Raw genomic sequence first — 22,426 nt, forward strand, 5'->3', positions numbered from 1 at the left:
GACGCGGAGCGCGTCGCCGCCCTCGTCGACGCGGGGATGCGCACCGTCCCCGACTTCCCCACCCCCGGGGTGCTGTTCCGGGACATGACGCCCCTGCTGGCCGACCCCGCGGCCTTCGCCGTGGTGCTGGCGGCGCTGGCCGACGTGGCGCGCCGCACGGGCGCGGAGGCGGTGGCCGGGGTGGAGGCGCGCGGGTTCATGCTCGCCGCGCCCGTCGCCGAGCGCACCGGTCTTCCCTTCTGGCCGGTGCGCAAGGCGGGCAAGCTGCCGGGGCCGGTGCTGCGGCGCGAGTACGACCTGGAGTACGGCACCGCAGCGCTCGAGCTGCGCGGCGACCTCGTGCGTCCGGGCCAGCGGGTCCTCGTGATCGACGACGTGCTCGCCACCGGAGGCACCGCGCGCGCCGCGTGCGAGCTGGTCGAGGAGGCCGGTGCCCGCGTGGTGGCCCTGGCGGTCCTGCTCGAGCTGGCCGCGCTCGGCGGTCGGGCCCGGCTGGGCGAGCGCGACCTGGTGGCGCTGAGCACCACCTGAACCCGGTGGCGCTGAGCACCACCTGCCCCGGCCGTCCGGGGCGCTCCTGTCCGCGCAGGGCCACGGCGGCTCCTAGACTGGCACTCCGCGGACAGGAGGAGCGCCATGGCTGACGGCACGGGCACCGACGGCCGAGCGGTGGGGGTCCACCCCGCACCGCCGGAGGGTGAGGACGCCCGCGCCCGCACGGCTCCCCCTCCCGCGTCGTCCTCGGTCCTGCCCGCCCCGGTCGCGGCCTCCCACCCGGCCCCGCCGGTGGCCCGCACCGCAGGGCCGGAGCGCCGCCGCGGCGGGGAGCGCGCCCGCCCGGCCGAGCCGGCCCACACCGGCCCGGTCACCGCCAGCCGCATGCTCTCGCGGCTGGCGCGCTTCGGTCAGCAGCGCCAGCCCAGCGTCTCCCCGGTGCTGGAGCCCCTGCTGCGGACGGTGCGCACGACGCACCCGAAGGCGGACCTCAGTGTCGTCGAGCGCGCCTTCGACCGGGCCGAGAACGCCCACGACGGCCAGCGCCGCAAGAGCGGCGACCCGTACATCACCCACCCCGTGGCGGTGGCGACCATCCTGGCGGAGCTCGGCATGACGCCGTCGACGCTGGCCGCGGCCCTGCTGCACGACACCGTCGAGGACACCGACTACTCCCTGGCCGACCTCCGGCGCGAGTTCGGCGACGAGATCGCCCAGCTCGTCGACGGCGTCACCAAGCTGGACAAGGTCACCTACGGCGAGGCCGCGCAGTCCGAGACGGTCCGCAAGATGATCGTGGCGATGGCCAAGGACATCCGCGTCCTGGTCATCAAGCTGGCCGACCGGCTGCACAACGCCCGCACCTGGCGCTACGTCCCGGCGGCCTCCGCGGAGAAGAAGGCCCGCGAGACGCTGGAGATCTACGCGCCGCTGGCCCACCGGCTGGGCATGAACACCATCAAGTGGGAGCTGGAGGACCTGGCGTTCGCCACGGTCTACCCCAAGGTGTTCGACGAGATCGTGCGGCTGGTGGCGGACCGCGCCCCCGCCCGCGAGGAGTACCTGGCCGGGGTGCGCACCCAGATCGAGGACGACCTCAAGAGCGCGCGCGTGCGGGCCACCGTGACCGGCCGGCCCAAGCACTACTACTCGATCTACCAGAAGATGATCGTGCGCGGGCGCGACTTCGCCGAGATCTACGACCTGGTGGGCGTGCGCGTCCTGGTGGACTCGGTGCGCGACTGCTACGCGGTCCTCGGTGCCCTGCACGCGCGGTGGAACCCGGTCCCGGGCCGGTTCAAGGACTACATCGCGATGCCGAAGTTCAACATGTACCAGTCGCTGCACACGACGGTCATCGGGCCCGAGGGCAAGCCCGTCGAGATCCAGATCCGCACCTTCACGATGCACCGCCGCGCCGAGTACGGCGTGGCGGCCCACTGGAAGTACAAGGACGACCCCAACGCCACCGGCGGCAAGCGCGACAACGAGATGGAGTGGCTGAAGTCCGTCGTCGACTGGCAGCGCGAGTCGCCCTCCAGCGAGTTCCTCGACGACCTGCGCTTCGAGATCAACGCCGGCCAGGTGTTCGTCTTCACCCCCAAGGGGGACGTGCGCGAGCTGCCCGCCGGGTCGACCCCGGTCGACTTCGCCTACGCCGTGCACACGGAGGTCGGCCACCGCACCATGGGGGCGCGCGTCAACGGCCGCCTCGTGCCGCTGGACTCCACCCTCGACAACGGCGACCTGGTGGAGGTCTTCACCTCCAAGGCCGACGGTGCGGGTCCCAGCCGGGACTGGCTGCAGTTCGTCAAGTCCCCCCGTGCGCGCAACAAGATCAAGCAGCACTTCTCCAAGGAGCGGCGCGAGGAGGCGATCGACCTCGGCAAGGAGGAGATCGCCCGCGCCATGCGCAAGCAGCACCTGCCGCTGCAGCGGCTGCTGTCGCACGAGTCGCTGCTGGCGGTGGCGCGCGAGCTGAACCTGGCCGACGTCTCCGCGCTGTACGCGGCGGTCGGCGAGAAGCACGTCTCCGCCCAGCACGTGGTGGACAAGCTCCTCGTCGCCGTCGGCGGCGAGGCGGCCGTCGAGGAGGACCTCGCCGAGGCCACCCGGCCCGGGGTGCCGAGCACGGGACGCCCCGGCGGGGACGCCGGGATCGTCGTCAACGGCAGCGGCGACGTGTGGGCGAAGCTGGCCAAGTGCTGCACCCCGGTGCCCACCGACCCGATCATCGGGTTCGTCACCCGCGGCGCCGGTGTCTCCGTGCACCGCCAGGACTGCGAGAACGTCGTGCGGCTGCGCCGCGAACCGGAACGCATCGTGGACGTGGCGTGGGGTTCGGCGTCCTCGCCGTCCGGTTCCTCCCGCCTGTTCCTCGTGCAGATCCAGGTCGAGGCGCTGGACCGCTCACGCCTGCTGTCGGACGTCACCCGCGTGCTCTCCGACAACCACGTCAACATCCTGTCCGCCACGGTCAGCACCAGCCGCGACCGCGTGGCGGTGTCGAAGTTCTCCTTCGAGATGGCCGAGCCGAACCACCTGGGGCACGTGCTGAACGCGGTCCGCCGCGTCGACGGCGTGTTCGACGCCTACCGCGTCTGAGGTCACCGGCCGGACCGGCTCGCGCTCACCGCGCGAGCGGTGCGGCCAGCGCGCGGCGGGCGGTGCGCACGTGCGCCCGGCCCCGGGCGCGGTGCACGGCGCGCTCGACGTCCCCGCTGCCGACCCCGGCGCTCTCCAGCAGCTCGCGCAGCCGTGCCGCGGAGCGCGGTTCGGCGCGGGCGACGTCCAGCAGGGTGCGCGCCGGGCGGGTCAGCGCCAGCCCCGCCACCTCCACGACGTCCCGCTCGTCGAGCAGGCAGCGCGAGGCGACCAGGCGCACCCCACCGACGACCCGGTGCCGCGCCGCTCCCGGGCGCACCACCTGCACCTGCTGCGGCGGCGGCAGGGGAGCGCCCACGTGCACCCACGCGGCCGCCCACCCCACGACCACCGCGCCGGGCGGCACGAGCAGCCCGAGGGCGCGGGCCCGCACACCGGTGTCCGGCTGCACCCCGGCGGCGACGACCACGTCGCCCACCACGCGTCGCAGCAGGCCGTCGCGCACGTCCCGGGAGGCGGCGGCGAGGGCGGCCGCCGTCGGCGCGGGCAGCCACGGCCCCGAGGGGTCCGGGCAGCGGCCGCGCCCCAGCAGGTCGGTGAGCCAGGCGGGCGAGGGGGCGCAGGCCGTGGGGGCCGTGGGGAACGCGGTCACGCCCGCAGTGGACCGCACCGAGCACCCCGGCGGCGGCCCGGCCGCCGGTGCCTGTGGACACCCGCCGGGTGCCGCGGTGCCTGTGGGCACCGCGGCACCCGGCTGGTCTCAGCGGGGTGTCAGCGGCCGGTGTCGCGCAGCGCCGCCTGCGCGGCGTCCAGCCACGCCCGGCGAGCGCGCAGCGCCTCCTCGGCCCGGGCCAGGGCCCGGGCGTCGCCCCGGGCGCGGGCCTTCTCCACGTCCTCCTCGAGGTCGCGGATGGCCGACTCCAGCTGGCTCGCCAGCCCGCCGGCACGTGCCTGCGCCTCCGGGTTGGTGCGCGACCAGCGGGCCTGCTCGGCGTCGCGCACCGCCGTCTCCACCGCCCGCAGGCGCCCCTCGACGCGGTTCAGGTCCGCCCGCGGCACCTTGCCGGCCGCCTCCCAGCGGTCCTGGATGCCGCGCAGCGCCGCCTTCGCGGCGCCCACGTCCTTCACCGGCAGCAGCGCCTCGGCCTCCACGAGGAGCTGCTCCTTGACGGCGAGGTTGCCGCGGAACTCCTCGTCGACCGCCTCGTTGGCGGCGGTGCGAGCCGCGAAGAAGACGTCCTGGGCGGCGCGGAAGCGCTCCCACAGCGCGTCGTCGTCCTTGCGGCCCAGCCGGCCCGCGGCCTTCCAGCGGTCCATGAGGGTGCGGTAGGCCGTCGTCGTGCCCCGCCAGTCCGTGGAGGTGGACAGCGCCTCGGCCTCCGCGACGAGCTTCTCCTTCTCGGCGCGCGTGCCGGAGCGCTGCTCGCCCAGGGCGGCGAAGTGGTGCCGGCGCATCTTGTCGAAGGTGCTGCGCGCGTGGCTGAACCGCTTCCACAGCTCGTCCTCGCTGCGCTTGTCCAGCCGGCCCTCGCGCTGGGCGGCCTTCCACTCCTCGAACAGCACCCGCAGCCGCTCACCGGCCGCTCGCCACTGCACCTTCTCGGGGTCCTGGGTGGCGATCGCCTCGGCCTCCTCCACGATCGCCACGCGGGCCGCGCGCAGCCGCTCGCGGTTCGCGGCCCGGGCCCGGTCGGCGGCCGCGCGCGCCTCGTCGGCGACGGTCGCCAGCGCCTCCACCCGGGCGGTCAGCCCGTCGAGGTCGCCCACGGCGCGGGTCTCGGCCAGCGCGGTGCGCAGCGCGCTCACACCGGCGACGATGTCCTTGCCGGCCAGCTCGGTGCTGCGCAGCCGCTGCTCGAACAGGTCGACCTGCGCCACCAGCTCCTCGTACTTGCGCACGAAGTACGCCACCGCCTCCTCGGGGGTGGCGTCCGGGTACTGCCCGACCTCGTGCTCGCCGTCGCCGCGGCGCACCCACACCGTGCCGCTCTCGTCCACGCGGCCGAAGGCGGCCGCGGCCTCGCGGTCCACGGACGTGGTGTGCGGGACCTCCGCGGCCACGGGCTCGGCAGCGGGGTCGCCCGCCAGAGCGCGCGCCACCGGCGGCACCGGGGCCACCGGCCGCGGGGCGGGGCGGCCGGCCAGCGCCGCCGGTGAGGGCCGCGACGCCGCGGCGTCCGCGACGTCCCGGGCCCCCTGCACCGCCTCCTCGGGCGTCGCGGGCGCGGGGACCTCGCCGACGCGCTCCGGCGAGGGCTCCCCGGCGGGGGCCTGCCCGGACCCACCGGCTCCCTCGCCGGCTTCCTCACCGGTCCCCGTGGGCACCGGGTCGGCGGCGCCTGCCGTCGGCTCCTGCGGCGCGGAGCTCTCCTGCTCCGCCGTCGTGGGGTCGCTGGGGGTGTCCTGAACGTCCTGGGCGGACGCCGGCTCCTGGGGGTGCTCGCTCACCCGCCGCAGTCTAGGTCCCGAGCTCCCCGGACGGCGCGGGTGCTCACCGGGCGTCGCCGAACGCTCTCGCGCCGTGCTCCTCCACGAGCGCGCCCGGCGGGTGCCGCCCTACTGTCGGCGGTGTGCTCGTGGAGACCGTGGAGGCGACCGTCGCCGGGACCAACTGCTACGTCGTGGCCCCCGCGGCGGGTCAGGAGTGCGTCGTCGTCGATCCCGGCGTCGACGTCGCCGACCGGCTGGCCGAGGTGCTGCGCCGGCACCGGCTGCGCCCGGCGGCGGTGCTGCTGACCCACGGGCACTTCGACCACACGTGGTCCGTCACCCCGGTGTGCGGTGCCCACGGGGTGGCCGCCACCATCCACGCCGACGACGCCCACCGCCTGCGCGACCCCCTGGAGGGCACGGGCCCGCAGCTGCGGGCGGCCCTGCAGGCCTCCGGCGCCGGCGCCTGGCGCGAACCCGACGACGTGGTCACCGTGGGCGACGGCGCCCGGCTGGCGCTCGCGGGGCTGGACGTGGCCGTCAGCCACGCCCCCGGGCACACCGAGGGCTCGGTGCTCTTCAGCGTCACCCGTCCCGGCGAGAGCGACCTGCTGCTGGCCGGGGACGTCCTCTTCGCCGGCTCGATCGGCCGCACGGACCTGCCCGGCGGTGACGGCGAGGCGATGCTGCGCAGCCTGGCCACGCGGGTGCTGCCGCTGGACGACGCCACCGACGTGCTGCCCGGTCACGGCCCGGCCACCACGATCGGCCGCGAGCGCGCCACCAACCCGTGGCTGCGCCAGCTGCAGGGGTGAGCCGCGCGCTCAGCCGGCGACCGCGATCCCCAGGTGCGCCGCCAGCAGCGGCGCCAGCCGCAGCAGCTGCACCTCGCTGACGACCGCGCCGCGCAGCCCCGCCACGCCGCTGACGCCGTCCAGCTCGCTGGTGGAGACGTCCACGTCCGCCAGCCGGGCCGAGGACAGCTCCAGCGCCCCCAGCCGGCAGTCCTCGAAGCGCACGCGCGTCCAGCGCGCCCCGGTCGCGTCCACGTCGCGCAGGTCGCAGCCGGTGAACGTCACGTCCGTCAGCTCCGACTCGCGCAGGTCCGCGAAGTCGACGCGCGCGCCCGAGACCGCCACCCGGGTCAGCGAGGCGCCCGGCGCCGACAGCGCCCCCACCCGCAGCTGCTCCAGCGCGCACTCGCGCCAGGACGACGAGCGCAGCGACAGCGCCGTCGCGGCCAGGCCCGCGACCGCGCAGTCCACGAACCGCGCCCCCGTCAGCACCAGGTCGTCGCCGCGGCAGCCGAGCAGCCGGCACCCCAGGAAGCGCGCATCGGTGGCGTCCGCCCCGGACAGGTCCACGCCCTCCAGCAGCAGGTCGTCGTGCGGCACCCCCGCCGCGGGCGGGTCGGTGGAACGCACCGCGTCGGCCGGGGCCGGCAGGTCGGGGGAGGGCGGCGCCGGACGGCGCGGCACGGGTCGGGTCACGGCGCCACCCTGGCGCACGCCCCCGACACGACCGCGACGCACCGCGAGCGCGCCGGGCGCCCGGCCCCGCGCCGGTCCGCCGCACCGGGCACGTCCGTAGGATCGTCGTCGCGCACCCCCGCGCACGGACGACGAGAGGAACCCCCGTGCTCCGCACCCACGAGGCCGGCGCGCTGCGCGCCGGCCACGCAGGCCAGACCGTCACGCTCACCGGCTGGGTGGCGCGGCGGCGCGATCACGGCGGCGTCGCGTTCCTGGACCTGCGCGACGCCTCGGGCGTCGTGCAGGTCGTCGCGCGCGACGAGATCCTCGACGCCGGCGGCGCCCACGAGCTGCGCAACGAGTACTGCGTGCGCATCACCGGCGAGGTGCGGCTGCGGCCCGAGGGCAACGAGAACCCGGCCATCCCCACCGGCGCCGTCGAGGTCGACACCACCACCCTGGAGGTCCTCAGCGAGGCCGCCCCGCTGCCCTTCCAGATCGACGACACCCTCAACGTCGGCGAGGAGGCGCGGCTGAAGCACCGCTACCTCGACCTGCGCCGCAGCGGCCCCGCGCGCGCCCTGCGGCTGCGCAGCGCCGCCAACAAGGCCGCCCGCGAGGTGCTCGACGCCGACGGCTTCACCGAGGTCGAGACCCCCACGCTGACCCGGTCCACCCCCGAGGGCGCCCGCGACTTCCTGGTGCCCGCGCGCCTGGCGCCCGGTTCCTGGTACGCGCTGCCGCAGAGCCCGCAGCTGTTCAAGCAGCTGCTCATGGTCGGCGGCGTCGAGCGCTACTACCAGATCGCCCGCTGCTACCGCGACGAGGACTTCCGCGCCGACCGGCAGCCGGAGTTCACCCAGCTCGACATCGAGATGAGCTTCGTCGACCAGGACGACGTCATCGCCCTCGGCGAGCGGATCGTCGCCGCGCTGTGGAAGCTCATCGGCCACGACGTGCCGCTGCCGCTGCCGCGCATGACCTACGAGGAGGCCATGCGCCGCTACGGGTCCGACAAGCCCGACCTGCGGTTCGGCATCGAGCTCGTCGAGTGCGCGGAGTTCTTCGCCGACACGTCCTTCCGGGTGTTCCAGGCCCCCTACGTCGGTGCCGTCGTCATGCCCGGCGGCGCCTCCCAGCCGCGCAAGGTGCTCGACGCCTGGCAGGAGTGGGCCAAGCAGCGCGGCGCGCGCGGGCTGGCCTACGTCCTCGTCGGCGAGGACGGCGAGCTGTCCGGTCCCGTCGCGAAGAACCTCTCCGACACCGAGAGGGCCGGGCTCGCCGCGCACGTCGGCGCGAACCCCGGCGACTGCGTCTTCTTCGCCGCCGGCGCCGTGAACCCCTCCCGGGCGCTGCTGGGCGCGGCCCGCGCCGAGATCGCGAAGCGGATCGGCGCGATCGACGAGGACGCCTGGTCGTTCCTGTGGGTGGTGGACGCGCCCATGTTCAAGCCCGCGGCCGAGGACGACGACGTCTCCATCGGCGGCGGCGCCTGGAACGCGGTGCACCACGCGTTCACCGCGCCCAAGCCCGAGCACCTGGACACCTTCGACACCGACCCCGGCTCGGCGCTGACGAACGCCTACGACATCGTCTGCAACGGCAACGAGATCGGTGGCGGCTCCATCCGCATCCACCGCCGCGACGTGCAGGAGCGCGTGTTCGCGGTCATGGGCATCGACGAGGCGAGCGCCCGGGAGAAGTTCGGGTTCCTGCTCGACGCGTTCTCCTACGGCGCCCCGCCGCACGGCGGCATCGCGTTCGGGTGGGACCGCGTCGTCGCGCTGCTGGCCGGTGCGGACTCCATCCGCGAGGTCATCGCCTTCCCCAAGTCCGGCGGCGGGTACGACCCGCTGACCGCGGCGCCGGCGCCGATCACCGCCCAGCAGCGCAAGGAGGCCGGTGTGGACGCCAAGCCCGAGGAGCCCAAGCAGCCCGGTGCCTGAGCGGGACGCGCGACGGCCGGCGGCCGTCGCCGCGGTGTGCGCGGCCGCGGCCGCCGCGCTCACCGCGGCCGTCGCCTCGGGAGCGACCGCCGGCCTGGACGTGCCCCTCTCGCGGGCGGCGGTCGCCGCGGCCCTGGAGCACCCCGGGCTGACGCGCGCCGCCCAGGTGCTCGAGCACGTCACCGAACCGGTGTGGGTGTACCTGGTTGCCCTGGCCGGGGTCGTCGCCTGCGTGCGCGCCGGCCGGCGCCGCGAGGCGTTCTGGGCGCTGCTCGCCGGGGCGCTCGCGGCCGTCGCCTCACCGGTCCTGAAGGTCCTCGTCGGCCGGGTCCGCCCCGCGCTGGACGCCGGGCTGACCAGCGCCGACGGCGGGGCGTTCCCCTCCGGGCACGCCTTCGCCTCCGCCACCGTCGTGCTCGGCACCCTCGTGCTGCTGCTGCCGCCGGCCCGCTCGTGGGCACGCCTCGCCGCGCGCGCGGCGGCCGGGGCGCTGCTGCTCCTGCTCGTCGGCGCCGACCGCGTGTGGCTGGGCGCGCACTGGCCCACCGACGTCCTCGGCGGCTGGCTGATGGCCGCCGCGCTCGTCGCGCTGGCGGCGGCGCTCGCCGCCCGGGGGCGCCCGGCCACCGGGCGCCCCGGCCCCGGCGGGCCCGAACGGGAGGTCAGAGCGAGACGGTGACCACGTGGGTGCCGCGCCCGCCGCCCGAGCCGGTCAGCTCCACCGGCAGCGCCGCCGGGGAGACGGCGGCCGCGGCGGCGGCGACGGGCACGCGGACGCCGGCGTCGACCGTGGCGACCGGTGCGGCGGAGGCGGTGCCGGCCGTGGCGACCGGTGCGGCGGAGGCGGTGCCGGCCGTGGCCAGCCCGATGCCGGAGACGCCGGCGATGAGGCCGGCGGCGAGCGCCCGGCGGTGCGAGGTGGCGCTGCGCGCGGAGCGCCGGGTGGCGCGGGCGGCGGTGCGGGTGGTGGTGGCGGTGCGGTTCGTCGTCATGGCAGGAGAGTGCTCCCCGGGTCTGTGACGGCCCTGTGGTGCGCTCCCGGCTGCCCTGTCGGTCCCCTGAGCGCTCCCTGAGCGCGCGAGCCCGGCGGGGGTCGTGCCCCCGCCGGGCCGGGGAACCAGCGCCGCGCGGTGACCGGGCCGGTGGTGGCGCCGGTCGTGGAGCACCCGGTGTCCTCAGGCGCACCGCCCGCACGCCCGGCAGCTCCGCCGCCGGGACCACGGCGTCCAGCACGTCCGCGCCGGGACGTGCGTGGGACCGGGGGCGCGGCTGTCACGCCGGCACGCTCGGCGCGGCGGCTTCCGCTGACGCGGGCCCCGGCTGTGCCGGTGCTGTGGTTCCCGCGCAGCGCCGTTCAGCGGACGGCGGTGGGCCGGCTCGCCTCCGCGGTCGCCGCCGGCAGCACCACCCGGAACGCGGTGCGCCCGGGCCGGGAGTCGACCGCGACCTCGCCGTGGTGGGAGGCCACCACGGCCTGCACGATCGCCAGCCCCAGGCCGGTGCTGCCGGCGGCGCGGGAGCGGGAGGAGTCCCCGCGGGCGAAGCGCTCGAAGACGTGCGGCAGCAGCTCCGGCGCGATGCCGGGCCCGTCGTCGACGACGTCCAGGTGCACGCGGTGCGCACCGCCCGGCCCGCGCGCCGCGCTCAGGTGCACCGTGACCGTGGTGCCCGGCGGGGTGTGGCTGCGGGCGTTGGCCAGCAGGTTGGCCAGCACCTGGTGCAGCCGGGCGGCGTCACCGGGCACCTCCACGGCCTCCTCGGGCAGGTCCAGGCGCCAGGTGTGCTCCGGGCCGGCCACGCGGGCGTCGCTGACGGCGTCCAGGACGGTCATGGTCAGGTCGACGTCCTCGCGCTCCAGGGGGCGGCCGGAGTCCAGCCGGGCCAGCAGCAGCAGGTCCTCCACCAGGCCGGTCATGCGCACCGCCTCGGACTCCACGCGGCGCAGCGCGTGCGCCACGTCGCCGGGCACGCTCTCGCGGTTGCGGCGCGCCAGCTCCGCGTACCCGCGGATCGCGGCCAGCGGGGTGCGCAGCTCGTGGCTGGCGTCGGCGACGAACTGGCGCACCCGCTGCTCGGAGGCGTGCCGGGCGCTCAGCGCGGACCCGACGTGGTCCAGCAGCCGGTTCAGCGCCGAACCCACCCGGCCCACCTCGGCGCGCTCGTCGGTGTCGCCCTCGGGCACGCGGTGCTCCAGGTCCACCTCGCCGCGGTCCAGCTCGAGCTCCGACACGCGCGCGGCGGTCGCGGCCACCCGCTGCAGCGGCGCCAGGTCGCGGCGCACCAGGACGGTGCCGGTCACGGCGGCGGCGGCCACCCCCAGCAGGATCACGGCGGCCTCCACCCCGGCCACCGCCAGCAGCGTGTTCTCCACGTCCGCCAGGGGCAGCCCGGTCACCTGCACGGCCCCGGTGGGCAGGGTCGCCGCCACCGCGCGGTAGGTCCCCAGCCCCGGCAGCTCCACGGTGCTCGGCTCGCTCTGGTCCACCGAGCCGAGCACCTCGCCGAGCACCTCGACCTGCGCGTCCGACAGCGCGACGGCGCAGTCCTCGGCGCCGGTGGTGCCGGTGTCGATGACGCCCGACTGCGCGGCGACCAGCTCGCCCCCGGTGAAGCGCGCCCCCAGGGTGCCGTCCACCTGCCCGGGGCCGACGAAGGCGGGCCGGGTGCCCGAGGGGCAGACGCTCGCGGCGCTGTCCGCGTCGTCGGGGCGCGGTCCGCCGCGGCCGCCGAACTCGGCCCGCTGGGCGAGGTCCACGGACTCGGCGAGCCGCGTGTCGACCTGGCCCACCAGCTGCTCGCGCAGCGCGTACGTCGTCACCACGCCGATCACCAGCCCCACCGCGACCAGCAGCGCGGTGACGGTGGCGATGAGCCGGCCGCGCAGCGTCTGCGGGCGGTGCAGCGGGGACCTCACCCCTCCACCCCGGCGCCTGCCGGTGCTGCCCGTCACGTCCGGTGCGCTGCTCAGGCGGCCGGGTCGACGGCGGGCTTGAGGACGTACCCGGCGCCGCGCACGGTGTGGATCATGGGGGAGCGGCCGGCGTCGATCTTCCGGCGCAGGTAGGAGACGTACAGCTCCACGATGTTCGCCTGGCCGCCGAAGTCGTAGTTCCACACCCGGTCCAGGATCTGCGCCTTGGACAGCACCCGGCGCGGGTTGCGCATGAGGAAGCGCAGCAGCTCGAACTCGGTGGCCGTCAGCTTGACCTCCTCGCCGCCGCGGAACACCTCGTGGCTGTCCTCGTCGAGGACGAGGTCGCCGACGCTGAGCACCGGCTCCTGCTTCGCGGCGGCCAGGCCGGAGCGGCGCACCAGGCTGCGCAGGCGGGCCACCACCTCCTCCAGGCTGAACGGCTTGGTGACGTAGTCGTCCCCGCCCGCGGTCAGGCCCGCCACCCGGTCCTCCACGGCGTCCTTGGCCGTCAGGAACAGCACCGGCACCTCCGTGGAGTCCGCGCGCAGCCGGCGCAGCACCTCCAGCCCGTCGATGTCCGGCAGCATGATGTCCAGCACGACGGCGTCGGGCCGGAAGGAGCGGGCGGTGCGCACGGCCTCCAGGCCGTCGGCGGCGGTGCGCACGTCCCAGCCCTCGTAGCGCAGGGCCATGCTCAGCAGCTCGGACAGCGTGGACTCGTCGTCGACGACGAGCACGCGCAGCGGGCTGCCGTCGGGGCGCTGCAGGTCGGCGCGGGTGGTGGCGGCGGTCATGGGGTCATCGTCGGTGCCCCGGCTGCGACGCTTCAGGGGAAACACTGGGAACCACCTGTGCGGGTGCCTGCGGCACCGGGTGCCGCGCCGGTTAGCGTTCGCGGGGTGGCCGACCTCTTCTCCGCCGCCGACCCGGGCGAGGACCCCGCGACCGGCGTGAGCGCCGGGCGCCCCGCCGTGCTGGCCGGGGCGCCGCTGGCGGTGCGGATGCGCCCGCGCACGGTGGACGAGGTCGTCGGCCAGCAGCACCTGCTGGGGCCCGGCTCCCCGCTGCGTCGGCTGGCCACCGAGGGCGACCTGGGCCGTGCCGGTCCCGCCTCGGTGGTGCTGTGGGGGCCGCCCGGCACCGGCAAGACGACGCTGGCGCACGTCATCGCCCGCTCCGGGGGACGCCGGTTCGCGGAGCTGTCGGCGGTGACGGCGGGGGTGAAGGACGTGCGCCGCGTGATGGAGGAGGCGCGCGAGACGCGCGACCTGCACGGGCGGCAGACCGTCCTGTTCCTCGACGAGATCCACCGCTTCACCAAGGCGCAGCAGGACGCGCTGCTGCCGGGGGTGGAGAACCGCTGGGTGGTGCTCGTGGCGGCGACGACGGAGAACCCCAACTTCTCCGTCGTCACCCCGCTGCTGTCGCGCTCGCTGCTGCTGACGCTGCGGCCGCTGACGGCCGACGACGTGCGCGGCCTGCTGCGCGCGGCGGTGGCCGACCCGCGCGGGCTGGCCGGCGAGGTGGAGCTGGCCGGCGAGGCCCTGGAGCACCTGGTGCGCCTCGCCGACGGCGACGCCCGGCGCGCGCTGACCTCCCTGGAGGCCGCGGCCGGGGCCGCGTTCGACACCCCCGTCGCCGCCGGCGCCCGCCCGGTGGTGACGCTGGAGCACGCCGAGCGGGCGCTGGACCGCGCCGCGGTGCGCTACGACCGCGCCGGCGACCAGCACTACGACGTGGCCAGCGCCCTCATCAAGTCGATGCGCGGCTCCGACGTCGACGCCGCCCTGCACTACCTGGCGCGGATGCTGGAGGCGGGGGAGGACCCGCGCTTCGTCGCCCGCCGCGTGGTCATCGCCGCCTCCGAGGACGTCGGCATGGCCGACCCGAGCGCGCTGCAGACGGCGGTGGCCGCGATGCACGCGGTGGCGCAGATCGGGATGCCGGAGGCGCGGATCGTGCTGGCGCAGGCGGTGGTGCACGTGGCGACCGCCCCGAAGTCCAACGCGGCGTACAACGCGGTGAACGCCGCCATCGCGGACGTGCGCGCCGGGCGCGGCGGCGCGGTGCCGGCGCACCTGCGCGACGCCCACTACGCCGGCGCGAAGCGCCTCGGGCACGGCGGGGGGTACGTCTACGCGCACGACGCGCCCGCCGGGGTGGCCGCCCAGCAGTACCCGCCGGACGAGCTGGTGGGCCGCGACTACTACGCGCCCACCGACCGCGGCTTCGAGGGGCAGCTGCGCGAGCGCGTGGCGCGCCTGCGCCGTCTGGTCCGCGGCCGCTGACCCCACCCCCGCTGTCCACGACCCTCGGTGATCATGCACTCTTGAACGCTCAACCACGCATGATCACCGTGGGGGGCGGAGGGAGGCGGAGCCGGGCGCGGCACCGGGGGGCGCCCGCCGCCGGGTAGGGTCGAGGGTCGAGCGCCGGGCGGCCGACCCGGCGGCACCGCACGAGCAGGAGGCACCTCGATGCAGACGGCCGAGATCCGTCGGCGCTGGCTGGACTTCTTCGAGCGCAAGGGCCACGCCGTGGTGCCCAGCGCCTCGCTGGTCTCCTCCGACCCGAGCCTCATGTTCACCGTCGCGGGCATGGTGCCGTTCATCCCGTACCTCACCGCCCAGGTGCCCGCGCCGTACAAGCGGGCCACCAGCGTGCAGAAGTGCCTGCGGACCCTCGACATCGAGGAGGTCGGCAAGACCACCCGGCACGGCACGTTCTTCCAGATGAACGGCAACTTCTCCTTCGGCGACTACTTCAAGCGCGAGGCGATCGCCTTCGCCTGGGAGCTGCTGACCACCCCGGAGGCCGACGGCGGCCTCGGCTTCGACCCGCAGCGGCTGTGGGTGACGGTCTACCTCGACGACGACGAGGCCTTCGGGTTGTGGCGCGAGGTGGGCGTGCCCGCCGAGCGCATCCAGCGCCGCGGCAAGGCCGACAACTACTGGAACACCGGTCAGCCCGGCCCCGGCGGCCCCTGCTCGGAGATCTACTTCGACCGCGGCCCCCAGCACGGCGCGGACGGCGGCCCGGAGGCCGACGAGGACCGCTACCTGGAGATCTGGAACCTCGTCTTCATGCAGTACCAGCTCTCCGCGGTGCGCTCGAAGACCGACTTCGACGTCGCCGGTGAGCTGCCCGCCAAGAACATCGACACCGGCATGGGCCTGGAGCGCGTCGCGTTCCTCAAGCAGGGCGTCGACAACATGTACGAGATCGACGAGGTCCGCCCCGTCCTCGACAAGGCGGCCGAGCTGTCCGGCAAGCGCTACGGCGCCTCGCACGAGGACGACGTGCGTCTGCGGGTCGTCGCCGACCACGTGCGCAGCGCCCTGATGCTCATCGGCGACGGCGTCACCCCCGGCAACGAGGGCGCCGGCTACGTGCTGCGCCGCCTGATCCGTCGCGCCGTGCGGGCGATGCGCCTGCTGGGCGTCGAGGAGCCCGCCCTGCCGCACCTGCTGCCGGCCTCGATGGAGGTCATGAGCGCCTCCTACCCGGAGCTGCGCACCGGCTTCGAGCGCATCTCGGCCGTCGCCCACGCCGAGGAGGACGCCTTCCGCCGCACCCTGGTGGCCGGCACCTCGATCTTCGAGACCGCCGTCGCCGCCACGAAGGCATCCGGCGGCTCGGCGCTGTCCGGCGAGCGCGCCTTCGCCCTGCACGACACCTACGGCTTCCCCATCGACCTGACGCTGGAGATGGCCTCCGAGGCCGGCGTCACCGTCGACGAGGCCGGCTTCCGCGCCCTCATGGCCGAGCAGGTCGGCCGCGCCAAGGCCGACGCGAAGGCGAAGAAGACCGGCGGGGTGGACCTGTCCAGCTACCGCACCACGCTGGAGGGCATGCCCGGCCCGGTGGTCTTCACCGGCTACGAACAGGCCGACAGCGAGGGCGGCGTCGCCGTGCTGCTGCGCGACGGGGTCAGCGTGCCGTCCGCCCCGGCCGGCACCGACGTCGAGGTCGTCCTGGACCGCACCCCCTTCTACGCCGAGGGCGGCGGCCAGCTCGCCGACCACGGCACCCTCACCACCGCCTCCGGCGCCCGCGCCCGCGTGAACGACGTGCAGCAGCCGGTGCGCGGGCTGTACGTGCACCGCGCCACCGTCGAGTCCGGCGAGCTCGTCGTCGGCGACCGCGTGCACGCCGTCGTCGACGCGGTGCGCCGGCGCGCCGTCAGCCGCGCCCACACCGCCACCCACCTCGTGCACCAGGTGGTGCGCGAGCACCTCGGCGACACCGCCACCCAGGCCGGCTCGGAGAACGCCCCCGGCCGGCTGCGCTTCGACTACTCCGCCAGCGGCCAGGTCGGCGCGGACGTGGTGCGCCAGATCGAGGGGGTCGTCAACGAGCGCATCGCCGACGACCTCGAGGTCGGCGCGCAGGTGATGGACCGCCAGGCCGCCCTGGACTTCGGCGCCATGGCCCTGTTCGGCGAGAAGTACGGCGACCGCGTGCGCGTGGTCACCATCGGCGGCGACTGGTCCAAGGAGCTGTGCGGCGGCACCCACACCCTCACCTCCCAGCAGGTGGGGCTGGTCTCCATCGTCTCGGAGGGCTCCATCGGCTCCGGCGCGCGCCGCATCGAGGCGCTCGTCGGCACCGACGCCTACGACTTCCTCACCCGCGAGCACCTGCTCGTCAGCCGCCTCACCGACGTCGTCAAGGCGCGCCCGGAGGAGCTGCCCGAGCGCATCGGCTCCCTGGTGACGCGGCTGCGCGACGCCGAGAAGGAGATCGCGAAGCTGCGCGCCGGGCAGGTCCTGGCGCTGGCCCCGCAGCTGGCCTCCGGCGCCCAGGACGTCTTCGGCGTCAGCGTCGTCGCCCACGACGCCGGTGCCGCCTCCGCCGACGACCTGCGCACCCTCGCCCTCGACGTGCGCTCCCGGCTCGGTGAGGAGCGGCCCTGCGTGGTCGCCGTCGCCGGTGTCGCCAAGGACCGCCCCGTCGTGGTCGTGGCCACCAACGCCGAGGCGCGCCGCTGGGGCGTGAAGGCCGGCGAGCTGGTGCGCGGCGCCGCGCAGACCCTCGGCGGCGGGGGTGGCGGCAAGGACGACGTCGCCCAGGGCGGCGGGCAGGACCCCGCCAAGGTCGGTGAGGCCCTGACGGGCTTGCGCGACGCCGTCGGCCGGCGCGTCACCGGCTCCCGCTGAACCGGGCGCCGCGACGGTGCGGGCGGGTGTTCGCCTCGGCGTGGACGTGGGGAGCGTCCGCGTCGGGCTCGCGGCGTGCGACCCTTCCGGGGTGATCGCCTCTCCCGTGCGCACCCTCGCGCGCGACGAGCAGGCGGACGCGGACGTCGCCGAGGTCGCCGCGGAGGTGCGCGAGCGCGCCGCCGTGGAGGTCGTGGTGGGCCTGCCGCTGTCGATGGACGGATCCGAGGGCCCTGCGGCCTTGCGCGCGCGCGAGCACGCGAGCAAGATCGCTGTGGCCGTCGATCCCGTGCCGGTGCGTCTCGTGGACGAGCGCCTCAGCACGGTCGGCGCCCACCGGGCCCTGCACGAGGCGGGCCGGCGGGAGAAGCAGTTCCGCGACGTCGTCGACCAGGCGGCCGCGGTGGTGCTGCTGCAGGCGGCCCTGGACGCCGAGCGCTCCACCGGACGCGCACCCGGCCGGGTGCTCCCGGCCGGTGGGGGAGCCGGCCGCGCGACGCGGCGCAAGGCCAGGCACGGCAGGACCGCACGCCCCGCCGGGGCGGACGCGGCGCACGACCCGCACGAGCGTCCCGACGCCACGGAGGGCTGAGAAGCGTGATGGACCTGATGGACCTGCCCGGCACCCGCGAGGGCCGGCCCCGCCGCCGGCGCACCGGGCGCGCGGTCGCCGTCCTGCTCGTGGCCCTGGGCCTCGTCGGCGGCGGCACGTGGGCCGCCTGGGGCACCCTGGAGCCCGTCGTCAGCCGGCTGACCGCCAGCGACGACTACGAGGGCACCGGCACCGGCAGCGTCGACGTGAAGGTGGAGGCCGGTGACAGCGGCACCGCCATCGGCCGCACCCTGCAGGAGGCCGGGGTCGTCAAGACCACCGAGGCGTTCGTCTCCGCCGCCTCCTCCCACCCCGGCATGGCCGGCATCCAGCCCGGCACCTACCGGCTGAAGGAGCAGATGTCCGCCGCCTCGGCGGTCGCCCTCCTGATGGACCCCGCCTCGAAGGTCACCACCCGGCTGACCGTGCCCGAGGGCCTGCGCGTCACGCAGGTCGTGGAGCTGATCGGCGAGCAGACCCCCATCAGCACCCAGGACGTCGAGGCCGCCCTCGCCGACCCGGCCGCGATCGGCCTGCCCGCCTCCGCCGGCGGGAACGCCGAGGGCTACCTCTTCCCCGCCACCTACGAGGTGGACCCCGACGAGACCGCCGTGGAGCTGCTCAGCAGCATGGTCGCCCGCACCCAGCAGGCCCTCACCGAGCTCGGCGTGGCCCCCGAGCGCGAGCGCGAGGTGATCGTCATGGCGAGCATCGCGCAGAAGGAGGCCCGCACCGCCGCCGACATGGCGAAGGTGACGCGGGTGCTGCTGAACCGCATCGAGGACGGCATGAAGCTGCAGCTGGACTCCACCGTCAGCTACGGCACCGGCGGCACCACCGTCACCACGACGGCCGAGGAGCGCGCCACCGACACCCCGTGGAACACCTACATGCACGAGGGCCTGCCCACCGGGCCCATCAGCAACCCCGGGATGGACGCCCTGCGCGCGGCCGTCAACCCGGAGCCGGGGCCGTGGAGGTTCTTCGTCACGGTGGACCTCGCGACCGGTGAGACCCGCTTCGCCGAGACCGGCGCCGAGCACGCCGCGAACGTGGAGCTGTTCCGCCAGTACCTGCGGGAGCACCCGGAGTCCGAGTGAGCACGCCCGCGAACGCACCGGGGGGCGCGCGGTGAGGGCCGCCGTCTGCGGTTCCCCCATCGCGCACTCCCTGTCCCCGGCCCTGCACCGCGCCGCCTACGCGGCCCTGGGCCTGACCGGGTGGGAGTACGACCTCCTCGAGGTCGACGAGGAGCGCCTGCCCGCCCTCGTGGCGTCCCTGGACACCGGCTGGGCCGGACTGAGCCTGACGATGCCGCTGAAGCAGGCCGTCCTGCCCCTCGTCGACGAGGTCAGCGACTTCGCTCGCGCCGTCGGCGCCGTCAACACGGTCGTGGTCACCCCCCGGCCCGCCGGCGGCACCGGCCGGTCCGGGGTGCACCTGCGCGCGGAGAACACCGACGTGCACGGGATCGTGGCGGCGCTCGCGGAGGCCGGTGCGGTCGGCGTGGCGCGCGGCGCGGTCGTCGGCGGGGGGGCGACGGCCCGTTCGGCGCTGGTGGCGCTGTTGCGCGCCGGCTGTCCGCGGCCGGTGGCGGTGGTGCGTTCCCCCGCCCGCGCCGAGGAGCTCACGCGCGTGGCGGCGCGCCTGGGCGGCGAGGTGGAGGTGCGCGACTGGGCGGAGCTGCCGAGCGTCCTGGACGCCGACGTCGTGGTCTCCACCGTGCCGGCCGGCGCTTCGCAGGCCGTGGCCGACGTCCTCGCCCCGGCCGGTGCCCCGGGCGGCTCCCGCCCCGCCCCGCTGCTGCTGGACGTCGTCTACGCGCCGTGGCCCACGCCGTTGGCGCACCGCTGGCGCGGTCCCGTGATCGGCGGCTTCGAGATGCTGCTGCACCAGGGGGCGGCGCAGGTGGAGCTGATGACGGGACGCACCGCGCCGCTGGAGGCGATGCGTGCCGCCGGCCTGGCCGTGCTGCGCGAGCGCGCGCGGGCGTGACACCGGCAGGCCCCTGACCCGAACGGCTGACGTCCGTCCCCGGCGGTGACCGCCCCCTCAAGACGCGTCCCCCGCGCGCCGACACGGTGAGGACGGTGCCGACCGACGGCGCCGTCGTGCGCCGTGGCGGGCGCCGTGGAGGGGAGCGAGATGAACGACGCGGGTGCCGCTGGCCGGCCCGTCGACGCGTACGTGCCGGTGAACCTGCGGCCCGACGGCGAGGTGGCCCCGCGCCGCGACGTCAGCGCGCTGCTGGCGAAGCTCACCGGTGACGCCCCCGTGCCGGAGACCACCACCGTGGAGGTGCCCCCGCGCGCCGTGCAGCCCCCCGCGACCCCCGGCCTGGCCGAGGAGCTGGTGCGCCCCGCCGTCCCGGCGCTGGCACCCGACCCGGCGCAGGCGCCCGTGGCCGCCGACGCGCTGGTCACCTCCGGCGGCGACGACACCGGCCCGGTGTTCAAGGTCAACGACGTCCTCGTCGCGGCGCTGGAGGCGGGTGCCTCCGACGTGCACCTGACCTCCGGTGCCCAGCCGACCGTGCGCCTGTCGGGTGAGCTGACCCCCCTGGACGGGTTCGGCAAGCTCACCCCGCCGGTGCTGCAGCGGGCGATCTACGCGATCCTCACGCAGAAGCAGCGCGAGCAGTTCGAGGCGGCCCTGGAGCTGGACTTCGCCTACGCGGTGCCCGGGCACTCCCGCTTCCGCGTCAACGTGTACCGCCAGCGCGAGTCCCTCGGGGCGGCGTTCCGGCGCATCCCGTACGAGATCAAGCCGCTGGAGGACCTCGGCGTGCCGCCCGTGGTGGGTTCGTTCGCGGGCCTGCAGCGCGGTTTCGTGCTCGTCACCGGCCCCACCGGTTCCGGCAAGTCGACGACGCTGGCGTCGATCGTGGACCTGGCGAACCGCACCCGCAAGGACCACATCATGACGGTGGAGGACCCCATCGAGTTCCTCCACCGGCACAAGAACTGCCTGGTGAACCAGCGGGAGGTGGGGGAGGACACGAAGTCCTTCGCGAACGCGCTCAAGCACGTGCTGCGCCAGGACCCCGACATCATCCTCGTCGGGGAGATGCGCGACCTGGAGACGATCTCGGTGGCGCTGACCGCCGCCGAGACCGGCCACCTCGTCTTCGGCACCCTGCACACGCAGGACGCCGCGCAGACCATCGACCGCGTCATCGACGTGTTCCCGCCGCACCAGCAGCAGCAGATCCGCGTCCAGCTCGCCGGCGCCCTCCAGGGCGTGGTGTGCCAGACGCTGTGCAAGCGCGCCGACGGCAAGGGTCGCGTCGTCGCCACCGAGGTCCTGGTCGCCACCCCGGCCATCCGCAACCTCATCCGCGAGGGCAAGACCCACCAGATCGGCTCCACCATGCAGGCCGGTGCCCAGTTCGGCATGCACACCCTCGACCAGCACCTCGCGGAACTCGTCCGCACCCGCCAGATCACGTTCGAGCACGGCCTGGAGAAGTGCCACGCCGCCGACGAGTTCCGCCGCCTGACCGGCCGGATCTGAGAGAGGAGCCAGGCATGGCCACCGCCACGAAGGGGCAGCGGACCTTCGAGTACGCCGTCCGCGACCGCGCCGGGAAGCTCGTGAAGGGGACGCTGGAGGCGTCCGACCAGGACGCCGTGCTGCAGCGCCTCCGCAGCCAGGGCATGGCGCCGATCCGCGTCACCGAGTCCAAGGTCGGCCAGGGCCTCCAGATGGAGATCAGCCTGCCGGGGTCCAACGGCGTGGGGATGAAGGACATCGCCGTCATGTCGCGCCAGTTCGCGACGATGGTGTCCTCGGGCTTGACGCTCATCCGCGCACTGGGCATCCTCGCCGAGCAGACGGAGAGCAAGAAGCTGGTCAAGGTGCTGCACGAGGTGCGCGCCGAGGTGGAGCAGGGCACGGCCCTGTCGACGGCGATGGCCAAGCACCCGCTGGTGTTCCCCCCGCTCATGACCAACATGATCCGGGCGGGTGAGGTCGGCGGTTTCCTGGACGGGGTGCTGCTGCGCATCGCGGCGAACTACGAGTCCGAGGTCAAGCTCCGCGGCAAGATCAAGTCGGCGATGACCTACCCCGTCGTCGTGCTGATCATGGCCGTGTTCGCCGTCTTCGGCATGCTCATGTTCGTCGTGCCGGTCTTCAAGGAGATGTTCGCCTCCTTGGGCGGGAGCCTGCCTGCGCCGACGCAGCTGCTGGTCGTCCTCAGCGAGCAGATGAAGTGGGTCGCCCCCTCCACCGTCCTGCTGCTGATCGCCTTCGGGTTCGTCTGGAAACGGGTGAAGAACCGCGACGGCGTGCGCGGTGTCATCGACCCGCTGAAGCTGAAGGTCCCCGTCTTCGGACTGCTGTTCCAGAAGGTGGCGCTCAGCCGGTTCTCCCGCAACATGAGCACGATGCTCGCCGCCGGCGTCCCCATCCTGCAGGCCCTGGACATCGTCGCGGAGACCACCGGCAACATCACGCTGACCCGCGGCATCCGGGACGTGCAGGAGAGCGTCCGCAACGGCGAGTCGCTCACCGCGCCGCTGTCCAAGCACAAGGTCTTCCCGGCGATGATGGTGCAGATGATGGCCGTCGGCGAGGACACCGGCGCCATCGACGCCATGCTCGAGAAGATCTCCGAGTTCTACGACCAGGAGGTCGAAGCGATGACGGAGAGCCTCACGGCCCTCCTGGAACCGCTGATGATCGCCGTGCTGGGCAGCGTCATCGGCTCCATGGTCATCGCCCTCTACATGCCCATGTTCAGCATCATGGACCAGATCAAGTAGGCCCCAACGCCCCCGCAGCCGGCCCGGGGGCGCTCCCGCGCTCACGGG

Annotated in this window: 18 protein-coding genes; 12 read left to right on the plus strand and 6 right to left on the minus strand. The window is 75.3% G+C overall.

All coding sequences use genetic code 11. The features are described 5' to 3' along the window. The first annotated feature begins 36 nt into the window (after nt 1-36). Entirely contained in the window at nt 37-531 is a 495-nt protein-coding gene (locus V9U69_RS15285) for an adenine phosphoribosyltransferase (protein ID WP_442907784.1), read from the plus strand. A 105-nt stretch (nt 532-636) separates the two neighbouring features. After that, nucleotides 637-3,099 (plus strand): RelA/SpoT family protein, encoded by a 2,463-nt coding sequence (locus V9U69_RS15290; RefSeq protein WP_337062709.1) that lies wholly within the window; start codon nt 637-639, stop codon nt 3,097-3,099. Nucleotides 3,100-3,124: 25 nt separating this feature from the next. Here V9U69_RS15290 and V9U69_RS15295 read toward each other — a convergent pair whose 3' ends face one another. Both V9U69_RS15295 and V9U69_RS15300 read right to left on the minus strand, forming a co-directional pair. Next, a complete protein-coding gene (locus V9U69_RS15295) occupies nt 3,125-3,751 on the minus strand; it encodes a hypothetical protein (RefSeq protein ID WP_337062710.1) in 627 nt (208 codons plus the stop codon). A 119-nt stretch (nt 3,752-3,870) separates the two neighbouring features. After that, complete coding sequence (locus V9U69_RS15300) at nt 3,871-5,547, minus strand: DUF349 domain-containing protein (RefSeq protein ID WP_337062711.1); 1,677 nt, start codon at nt 5,545-5,547, stop codon at nt 3,871-3,873. Between the two features lie 122 nt (nt 5,548-5,669). On the opposite strand from V9U69_RS15300, the gene V9U69_RS15305 reads away from it, so the two are divergent. Next, nucleotides 5,670-6,344 carry an MBL fold metallo-hydrolase gene (locus V9U69_RS15305; RefSeq protein WP_337062712.1) on the plus strand — a complete coding sequence of 225 codons (675 nt, stop codon included), beginning with the start codon at nt 5,670-5,672 and terminating at the stop codon, nt 6,342-6,344. A 9-nt stretch (nt 6,345-6,353) separates the two neighbouring features. Here the strand turns inward: V9U69_RS15305 and V9U69_RS15310 are convergent, their stop codons facing one another. Then, entirely contained in the window at nt 6,354-7,019 is a 666-nt protein-coding gene (locus V9U69_RS15310; protein ID WP_337062713.1) for a pentapeptide repeat-containing protein, read from the minus strand. A gap of 146 nt (nt 7,020-7,165) precedes the next feature. Between V9U69_RS15310 and aspS the strand changes: the two genes are divergently transcribed. Both aspS and V9U69_RS15320 read left to right on the plus strand, forming a co-directional pair. Then, the gene (aspS, locus tag V9U69_RS15315) at nt 7,166-8,947 is read left to right on the plus strand and encodes an aspartate--tRNA ligase (protein ID WP_337062714.1); all 1,782 of its coding nucleotides are present in this window, start codon (nt 7,166-7,168) and stop codon (nt 8,945-8,947) included. Then, nucleotides 8,940-9,626, plus strand: a complete 687-nt coding sequence (locus tag V9U69_RS15320) for a phosphatase PAP2 family protein (RefSeq protein WP_337062715.1) — start codon at nt 8,940-8,942, stop codon at nt 9,624-9,626. Before aspS ends, V9U69_RS15320 begins: the two co-directional genes overlap by 8 nt. On the opposite strand, the gene V9U69_RS15325 is transcribed toward V9U69_RS15320, so the two are convergent. The 3 genes from V9U69_RS15325 to V9U69_RS15335 all read right to left on the minus strand — a co-directional run bounded on the left by V9U69_RS15325 (nt 9,610) and on the right by V9U69_RS15335 (nt 12,655). Further along, nucleotides 9,610-9,939: a hypothetical protein gene (locus V9U69_RS15325; protein WP_337062716.1), complete on the minus strand. Its 330-nt coding sequence runs from the start codon at nt 9,937-9,939 to the stop codon at nt 9,610-9,612. The genes V9U69_RS15320 and V9U69_RS15325 overlap by 17 nt on opposite strands. Before the next feature lie 362 nt (nt 9,940-10,301). After that, nucleotides 10,302-11,861, minus strand: a complete 1,560-nt coding sequence (locus V9U69_RS15330) for a sensor histidine kinase (RefSeq protein ID WP_337062717.1) — start codon at nt 11,859-11,861, stop codon at nt 10,302-10,304. 50 nt (nt 11,862-11,911) lie between these two features. Then, nucleotides 11,912-12,655 (minus strand): response regulator transcription factor, encoded by a 744-nt coding sequence (locus V9U69_RS15335; protein ID WP_337062718.1) that lies wholly within the window; start codon nt 12,653-12,655, stop codon nt 11,912-11,914. A gap of 105 nt (nt 12,656-12,760) precedes the next feature. Between V9U69_RS15335 and V9U69_RS15340 the strand changes: the two genes are divergently transcribed. The 7 genes from V9U69_RS15340 (at nt 12,761) to V9U69_RS15370 (ending at nt 22,378) form a co-directional block, all read left to right on the plus strand. After that, entirely contained in the window at nt 12,761-14,149 is a 1,389-nt protein-coding gene (locus V9U69_RS15340; protein WP_337062719.1) for a replication-associated recombination protein A, read from the plus strand. A gap of 189 nt (nt 14,150-14,338) precedes the next feature. After that, entirely contained in the window at nt 14,339-17,020 is a 2,682-nt protein-coding gene (gene alaS, locus V9U69_RS15345) for an alanine--tRNA ligase (protein WP_337062720.1), read from the plus strand. A 40-nt stretch (nt 17,021-17,060) separates the two neighbouring features. Then, complete coding sequence (ruvX, locus tag V9U69_RS15350) at nt 17,061-17,612, plus strand: Holliday junction resolvase RuvX (protein ID WP_337062721.1); 552 nt, start codon at nt 17,061-17,063, stop codon at nt 17,610-17,612. An 8-nt stretch (nt 17,613-17,620) separates the two neighbouring features. Beyond that, nucleotides 17,621-18,712 (plus strand): endolytic transglycosylase MltG, encoded by a 1,092-nt coding sequence (gene mltG, locus V9U69_RS15355; RefSeq protein ID WP_337062722.1) that lies wholly within the window; start codon nt 17,621-17,623, stop codon nt 18,710-18,712. Between the two features lie 31 nt (nt 18,713-18,743). Further along, on the plus strand, nt 18,744-19,607 hold the full coding sequence (locus tag V9U69_RS15360; RefSeq protein WP_337062723.1) for a shikimate dehydrogenase: 864 nt from the start codon (nt 18,744-18,746) through the stop codon (nt 19,605-19,607). A gap of 453 nt (nt 19,608-20,060) precedes the next feature. Next, complete coding sequence (locus tag V9U69_RS15365) at nt 20,061-21,125, plus strand: type IV pilus twitching motility protein PilT (protein WP_442907785.1); 1,065 nt, start codon at nt 20,061-20,063, stop codon at nt 21,123-21,125. Between the two features lie 14 nt (nt 21,126-21,139). Next, the gene (locus tag V9U69_RS15370) at nt 21,140-22,378 is read left to right on the plus strand and encodes a type II secretion system F family protein (protein ID WP_337062725.1); all 1,239 of its coding nucleotides are present in this window, start codon (nt 21,140-21,142) and stop codon (nt 22,376-22,378) included. Nucleotides 22,379-22,426: the final 48 nt, after the last annotated feature.

The organism is Kineococcus sp. G2 (assembly GCF_037154035.1).
GTDB lineage: Bacteria > Actinomycetota > Actinomycetes > Actinomycetales > Kineococcaceae > Kineococcus.

Excerpts from the sequence above, each read along its gene's own strand:
- V9U69_RS15370 (WP_337062725.1), top strand. The coding sequence starts at position 21,140 with ATGGCCACCGCCACGAAGGGGCAGCGGACCTTCGAGTACGCCGTCCGC.
- V9U69_RS15335 (WP_337062718.1), bottom strand. The coding sequence starts at position 12,655 with ATGACCGCCGCCACCACCCGCGCCGACCTGCAGCGCCCCGACGGCAGC.
- V9U69_RS15325 (WP_337062716.1), bottom strand. The coding sequence starts at position 9,939 with ATGACGACGAACCGCACCGCCACCACCACCCGCACCGCCGCCCGCGCC.
- V9U69_RS15290 (WP_337062709.1), top strand. The coding sequence starts at position 637 with ATGGCTGACGGCACGGGCACCGACGGCCGAGCGGTGGGGGTCCACCCC.
- mltG (WP_337062722.1), top strand. The coding sequence starts at position 17,621 with ATGGACCTGATGGACCTGCCCGGCACCCGCGAGGGCCGGCCCCGCCGC.
- alaS (WP_337062720.1), top strand. The coding sequence starts at position 14,339 with ATGCAGACGGCCGAGATCCGTCGGCGCTGGCTGGACTTCTTCGAGCGC.
- V9U69_RS15285 (WP_442907784.1), top strand. The coding sequence starts at position 37 with ATGCGCACCGTCCCCGACTTCCCCACCCCCGGGGTGCTGTTCCGGGAC.